This is a genomic window from Cyanobacteriota bacterium (assembly GCA_025054735.1).
In the GTDB taxonomy this organism is placed as follows: Bacteria; Cyanobacteriota; Cyanobacteriia; order SKYG9; family SKYG9; genus SKYG9.
The window spans coordinates 1-6,550 of sequence record JANWZG010000219.1 but is presented as its reverse complement, the minus strand read 5'-3'; the positions used below and the strand labels follow the sequence as shown (position 1 = coordinate 6,550).

General features: G+C 47.9%; 7 protein-coding genes. 1 reads left to right on the top strand and 6 read right to left on the bottom strand.

Going from position 1 to position 6,550, the window contains the following annotated elements; all coding sequences use genetic code 11:
• The 4 genes from NZ772_11435 to NZ772_11420 form a co-directional block, all read right to left on the bottom strand.
• Nucleotides 1-714 (bottom strand): Ig-like domain-containing protein (locus NZ772_11435; protein MCS6814157.1); only part of this gene is annotated, 714 nt, incomplete at its 3' end.
• 530 nt (nt 715-1,244) lie between these two features.
• Complete coding sequence (locus NZ772_11430) at nt 1,245-1,733, bottom strand: GNAT family N-acetyltransferase (GenBank protein MCS6814156.1); 489 nt, start codon at nt 1,731-1,733, stop codon at nt 1,245-1,247.
• Between the two features lie 11 nt (nt 1,734-1,744).
• The gene (locus tag NZ772_11425) at nt 1,745-1,972 is read right to left on the bottom strand and encodes a hypothetical protein (protein ID MCS6814155.1); all 228 of its coding nucleotides are present in this window, start codon (nt 1,970-1,972) and stop codon (nt 1,745-1,747) included.
• A gap of 28 nt (nt 1,973-2,000) precedes the next feature.
• Nucleotides 2,001-3,428 (bottom strand): phospholipase D-like domain-containing protein, encoded by a 1,428-nt coding sequence (locus tag NZ772_11420; GenBank protein ID MCS6814154.1) that lies wholly within the window; start codon nt 3,426-3,428, stop codon nt 2,001-2,003.
• A gap of 311 nt (nt 3,429-3,739) precedes the next feature.
• Here NZ772_11420 and NZ772_11415 point away from each other — a divergent pair, with 311 nt between their 5' ends.
• On the top strand, nt 3,740-4,369 hold the full coding sequence (locus tag NZ772_11415) for a class I SAM-dependent methyltransferase (GenBank protein MCS6814153.1): 630 nt from the start codon (nt 3,740-3,742) through the stop codon (nt 4,367-4,369).
• 305 nt (nt 4,370-4,674) lie between these two features.
• On the opposite strand, the gene NZ772_11410 is transcribed toward NZ772_11415, so the two are convergent.
• Together NZ772_11410 and NZ772_11405 are read right to left on the bottom strand one after the other, a co-directional pair.
• The gene (locus NZ772_11410) at nt 4,675-5,700 is read right to left on the bottom strand and encodes a DUF4351 domain-containing protein (GenBank protein ID MCS6814152.1); all 1,026 of its coding nucleotides are present in this window, start codon (nt 5,698-5,700) and stop codon (nt 4,675-4,677) included.
• Nucleotides 5,701-6,118: 418 nt separating this feature from the next.
• Nucleotides 6,119-6,550 (bottom strand): hypothetical protein (locus NZ772_11405; protein MCS6814151.1); only part of this gene is annotated, 432 nt, incomplete at its 5' end.

Here is a 6,550-nt window from a genome sequence, read left to right as displayed (position 1 = left end):
AAATTCTGTCCGAGGGGTATTGGAATCTTCAGTATAGGGGACGATATTGAGGGGAATGGTTTTGTTGCCATCGGTCGTCAAGAGTTGTAGTCGCTTACGCAAATCTCCTAAGTCTAGCTCTACGTTGGCAGTAATGCGAAAACTAGGTTGCAGCTCAACGGGTTGGTCATCGTAATAGGCATCTTCTGGGAAACCACTAATAGGCTTGCCCGGAAAGTTAGAGAGGACGATCGCAGGGGTAGTAAACGTCCAGACCAAATCTTGACTAAGTTGATGGTTCTTTAGATCGGCTAAGCCAGCTTTGAGGGTGACTTGAATGCGGCTAGCAGCAGGCAAGGCTTGAGCTGCTTGAAAGCCCACCATGCGAGGTGTGAGGAAACGAAACTCTCCAGCTAGGGGCGGTGTAAGCTGAAATTTGCTGAGGATGGCCTTTTGATTAGGGGTATCAATCTGTTCAATGGGAATCAATGGCTCTTGGAACCGCACTCGAATTTGAGCCAGGGAGTCAGCTTCTCCAGTAGGGCTAATTTGCTGAATCCAGTCTGGGAGTTTAGGGTCAGCTACAGCCGCAACAAACTGAGGAGTTTGAAAAACTGCTGCTGTGAGCTGTGGTTGCCTCTGAGTAAGGGATGCCCAGTTTGCTAACCCCACTACAATTCCGAGTGCCAATAGAAACCATAGCCCTGCTTGGGCTAACCGTTGAAGATTCCTCATACCTACCCTTCTTGGTCATCACCTTTGTCATAGCTGACCTACCTGAAGAATCAGTAAAATTCCTTAAATTCTTAATTGATCGCAACGATTGCTAATGATTACTAGTAATAACCTGCCGGGGAATAACTTGTGATTTAGAATACACATTGGTTCAAGATTACACTGAATGATTAGATACTATTGCTACATAGTACTGACACCAATTCCTGGTATAGCAATACACAAGATAACTAGAACACTTGCAGCAATGTTTGTTTTTGGAGCGATTGTTAAGGGGGTTGTACCACTTCTTCTCCATACTATGGACACGGATAGCCTGTAGTCAGAACTCAAGTCCTTTCTATGCACTGATGGGTTATGTTGCTAGCTTTTGGAGAATTGGTATTAGGACTTGGCGTAGCTGACTGAAGTCACTGATACAAACCTGTAAGAGCCATCAGATCCTAATGAACTTGGCCGCTGTTACGGGCTTAACAGACCAGTCAACAATAGGACACTCAACAACGGAATAACTGGTGCTACAGATTGCGCTACAGAGGCTTGATCATCAATAGAGATTGGGTTTGAAATCCTAGTTGTCGGTAGAGCTTAAGGGCGGGCTGGTTTGCTAGGAACACTTGCAGTCCTAGTTGACGATCGCCTCGCTCCCGTGCCCAGGCTTCAGCATAGCGCACTAGCGCAGTGCCAATGCCACGACGACGCTGTTCTGGCACAACGTAGAGTAAGAAGATGTGGGTGTAGCGATCACCCCGCACTTGGTCAACGGAATTACCCAGCCACAGACAGGCAATGGGGTTAACGGTAAAGCCTGGTAGTCCTGACTCCTGGGCTGATTCTGGCTCTACCCACCATAGGGGAGTATCTTTAGACAGATAGAAATCTACGGTTTGAGCGATGTGGTTGAAATCCCCATGGGGTGAAAACTCTTGATAGGTACGCTGCATAAACTTAACCAGCAGTGCCCGGTGTAACCCTGATCCAGGTTTGAGGCGATAACCAGGCAGTGACCATTCCACCATACTAGATAGGCTTAGTCGATTAGCGCACCCTTTATCAACATCGACAAACTAGCAGACATCTCTGGCGCACCTAGGGTAGCCTGGGAATTGCTAGGCGCTGCAACTTGCGCAGGAGTGTCAACAGGTGCAGGTGCTGCCATGTCGCTAGGCAAAAATATACGCGCACTAACGAAGAACAGCGCTATCAAAAAGCCCAGTACAGCAATTAACGGAGCGACATACTGACGAAAGAAGGCCATATCTGGATGTTATGAGTTCTAAACAAGATTACGAAGTATTTACCATTACTCCTAGTGTAGAAGATTCTGCACGCAAATTCCGACAGGCTTGTTGGTCTTTCTCAATTTTGCGCCTGATGGCAGGGGGCACTCCTAAAATAGCTCGATCGAACAGACGTTCAAACTCCCGCTGATAATGAGCTGCCACTAGCGGACTCTCCACCACTATGATGGTTTCGTCATTCCCATAATTAGCAGCCGTTGACCAATTTTGGGATCCGGTAATCACAACATGCTTGTCTACAACTGCCATCTTATGGTGCAACAAGTCACCTGGTAATAGCCGGGGAACACCTACCGTCGTCACGGGGTTCTGCCATGGACGATTACCCAGAGGAAATTTGCAGTTGTTACTAAGCTGTACCCCCAGCATGTCTAAGCCGTCGGAATAATAGCGATAGGCAAACCCTGGATCAATCAGTGCATTAATCTGCACACCATTCTGGTGACGCTGCTCTAGGATATTCGCCAAAGTTTGCTCAGAAAACACAAACAGAGCCAGGTTCACTGACTGATTGGCCATCGCTAACGTTTTGCCAATCAATCCATTGCCGCTGGCCTGCCAGGATACTTGCCGACGCACAGGTGAAAACTGTACTGTTATTCGAGTATTGCCCAACCTCACCTGTCGTGCTGGACGAAAGGGCTTTTTGATGCCGAAGCGGCTGTTTAGCCTGTTTCCAGGGCCATCACCCCACATTAGATTCATTTCCTGGGTGAAGAGAGTAGCTAATTCTTGGCTATCAATCCGCAGTAGATTGTTGGCATTGCCGCGACTAGCAGGCTTGCTAAAATCCCCGTGTAGGTCGCTGGTTGTAAAGTTAGCTGATGTAACAATCACCTGTTGATTATCCACTACGACAAATTTGTGATGCATCAAGTTGCTGCCTCTGCTGCCATCGGCTGTGTCGTCGATTATAGGTACACCAGCCGTTCGTAAAATGACAAGGGCATCCCGTTGATTGATTTCCCTAGAACTCAGTTGCTCATCTCCATCCATATCCAGCAACTGAAGGGCTTCCCGATAGCGCTCCTGTTCTCGCTTTGACAGGTTAGCAACCTCCTCTGGTGTGAAACTACTCCAGGGACGAGCATAGGTATTTTCTACGACCACTCGCACGCGCACCCCTGCCTGATGCCGATCGCGCAGAGCTTGGGCAATCTTGGGCGATCGCAACTCCTGCACGGCTACATCAACCGTCGATCGTGCAGCCATGATTGTTTCAACAATAATGGTCTCTAAATCATCACCAAGACGCACCGTTTGGCGGTATGGCTCCGTGTATTGATTCGCCGGATTGTGATTAAAGTATGCTTCCACTGAAATGTCTTGGGGCAGCGGTGTCATCCTTGGCGATACTGTGTTATTTGTTACATTCACCTGACCAGAGCTTTGCTGGCAAGCAGTTGCTGCCATGGCTATAGCCACTATTAGGGTCAATAGAGCGGATGCTGTTGTGGATCGCCGCACAGTTCTGATTCCAAGCACTGCCAAGTTACCTATGTACTTGTTACCGCTGAAGCTGTAGTAATAGCACCCAGTTCTAGACCAAAGGAGGGGGTGCGTCCCACTTCATGGTTGGCACAATAAGGGATAAAACGCAACCATGATCCTTAAGTCTTCGTTAATTCCTGAACAGGACAATCTAGTTATTTTCTGGGGTGAGTGTTTGGTGACAGTACCCTAACCCCTAAGATAAGAAGGGACAGTAGAGTTAACCGCTACCTATGGCAACTATTCTCCGTACCTGGAGTTATCGCTACCAGTGGCTCTATGATACGATCGCTCGGCTGACGGCCCTAAGTGTAGGCGGAGAGACGCGATTCCGGCAACTAGCGCTCAAAGGGTTGACCATCACTGCCGATACTCGTGTACTGGATTTATGTTGTGGTTGGGGGCAATCTACACGGTTTCTGGTGGAGCGATCGCATCACGTTACAGGCTTGGATGCCTCACCCCGCTCCCTAGAGGCTGCCCGTCAAGCGGTGCCTCAAGCTACCTATGTTGAAGCTTGGGCAGAGGCAATGCCCTTTGCAGATCATGAGTTTGACTTGGTGCATACCAGCGTCGCCCTGCACGAAATGGAGCCAGAGCAGTTGCAGACCATTCTTCAGGAAGTCTACCGCGTCCTTAAGCCGGGTGGTTGGTTTACGTTGATCGACCTACATCGTCCGACAAATCCTTTGTTTGTTCCTGGGTTGTTGTTGTTTGTGTGGCTGTTTGAAACCCATACAGCCTGGCAACTGCTACAAACCAATCTGATAGACCTGTTGCAGACGATCGGGTTTCACTGCCAAGCTCCTATCCTCTATGCTGGTGGTAGTCTACAGGTTATCCAAGCTCAGAAACCATCATGAATATCATTGCCACCGACATTACTACTCTGGTTGCCCTAGTCTCATCTGAAATTAACTCATGTCAGACCACTTGTAGTAATGCCGTTTCCAGCCATGTGGTAGGAGTATGAGCACTCGTGCGATCAGCGAGGATATATCAACTGAAGCTTGAAAGCAGATATTTTCCGGGAGAGACTTAGCCGCAATCGCTAACCCAAGACATTCACCTATCCGACGATCACAACCCTAGTGCTACCCGTCGCTAGGTTAGACAACAGAGCACTTCAGGCAATCCTCAGACAGCGTAACAGTCTTGTGAGATGGCTCTATTGGGGACTCTGGCTTAACAGTGCTTCTAGGTCAGATTGACTATTGATTGTAGGTAGTGCGGTTACCAATGTTTCTAGTTGAGTAGCTGTGGCTGATTGCAACTGAGATTTGGTCGATGTGGGCAATTCTCCCAACCGATGAGTGAGCAGCCACGTCACTAGATCCAGTTTAGTTGTGAAGTCTATGAGTGCTTCAGCTAGGGATTCTAGCTGAGGGAGGGCAAGCTGGGCGATCGTCATTACTAGTGGCTCTGGCAACTCCCCAAACCGCCGAGTTAGTTGGCGCAAGACCAGCGATCGTTCCCCACTTTCCTGACCCTCCAGTCGTCCTTCCAGTCGTCCTTCTTCCCGCCCTAGCTCTATTCCCCGTTGCAGACCCTTTTGCTCTCCTTGTTGCAAAATGTCCTGATAAATCACAGATTCACGCATGGCATTCTCCTGGAACAGTTGACGAATCAAAGATTTCTCAAATCTCAAACCAGCAAGGATTTGGGTATAGCTGGAAACTTCCTGTCGTTTCTGGTTTGATTGTATCGCATTCACCTGCTGGGCAACTTGGGCAAGCAATTGCTGGGGATTACTCGTAGCAGCAAGGGGTGCTAGGGGTAACAGTGCCTCTGTTTGCAGAAAAATCGTAGGATCCTGTTCCCACATTTTGACAATTCGGTACTCATGACAAGTTGTCTCCACCCTAAAGCTAGTAGGAATAGGCTCATTACCAGGTGGTGGAGTCAGAAAGATAATGATTTGGGTAATGGGTAGGCGGTAAAGGCGATACAGCCTAACCCAGTAGTCTAGCATTCGTAGAGGTAGGGGTGGGTCAGAGTCTAAGCGAGTTTGGAATTCTAAATGCAGAATGCGGTTTCTCAGGGTGAGAAATGTAACAGAATCAGCCCGAATTGGCTCTATACCAAGTTCAGTCTTCAACACATCTACCCTGGCAGGCACTCCTCCTATTAGCCAAGCCGTGAAGTGGTTGGGATACTTTTCTGAAAGTAGCTTGCATAGATTGTCAAAAGACATAATACCTAATCATTACCGATTCTCTAAAGCCTAGCTACTTAACCCATAAGTTGGTAGTAAGGACTTAAGTCCTTACTACAAGCTATTTGTAGGCGAATTAGAGTACACAACGTAAATCAATTCTCCTGCAAGCTAAAAAAGACATAATACCTAACTATTACCGATTCTCTAAAGCCTAGCTACTTAACCCATAAGTTGGTAGTAAGGACTTAAGTCCTTACTACAAGCTATCTGTAGGCGAATTAGAGTACACAACGTAAATCAATTCTCCTGCAAGCTAAAAAGGACTGAAGTCCTTATTACAAGCTATCTGTAGCCATAGCGTGGGGAATTGGAGTACACGACATAAATCAATTCTCCTACAAGCTAAGATCGTTGCTTACCTGGCTACTTAACCATGTACATCTATAACAACAATCTACGATCGCTGCTGTAAAGCCGTGTCTAGCAACTCCCGCAGCGATCGCCGAGATAACACACGGTAGTTGGTCTTAGCTTCTGGCGTGCAGCGTCCTTCTGCGTGGCAAGCGTAGTATTCTAAAAATGCCATACAGACTACATCGGGGAAGGCTGTAATCCAGCGGCGTTTGTAGCGAGCACGAATAAACAGCCGATCGCCTTCAAACCCTCGACGAGTAAGAATCTCTGCTAGTTTACGATCACGGGTGCGATTACCCTTACCAGGGTTATCATTAGTCCATTCGACAATCGTGCTATTTGACACACCACAAATCTTTGCTAGACTGCGACCCGTCAAAAACAGCGTGCCATCAGTCAGAAAACCCATCTCAATGCCACCCACTTCTACCGACTGCATCACATCAAGTCCTGTAGCAGCAGGGGCGGGTTT

Excerpts from the sequence above, each read along its gene's own strand:
- NZ772_11430 (MCS6814156.1), bottom strand. The coding sequence starts at position 1,733 with ATGGTGGAATGGTCACTGCCTGGTTATCGCCTCAAACCTGGATCAGGG.
- NZ772_11425 (MCS6814155.1), bottom strand. The coding sequence starts at position 1,972 with ATGGCCTTCTTTCGTCAGTATGTCGCTCCGTTAATTGCTGTACTGGGC.
- NZ772_11420 (MCS6814154.1), bottom strand. The coding sequence starts at position 3,428 with ATGGCAGCAACTGCTTGCCAGCAAAGCTCTGGTCAGGTGAATGTAACA.
- NZ772_11415 (MCS6814153.1), top strand. The coding sequence starts at position 3,740 with ATGGCAACTATTCTCCGTACCTGGAGTTATCGCTACCAGTGGCTCTAT.
- NZ772_11410 (MCS6814152.1), bottom strand. The coding sequence starts at position 5,700 with ATGTCTTTTGACAATCTATGCAAGCTACTTTCAGAAAAGTATCCCAAC.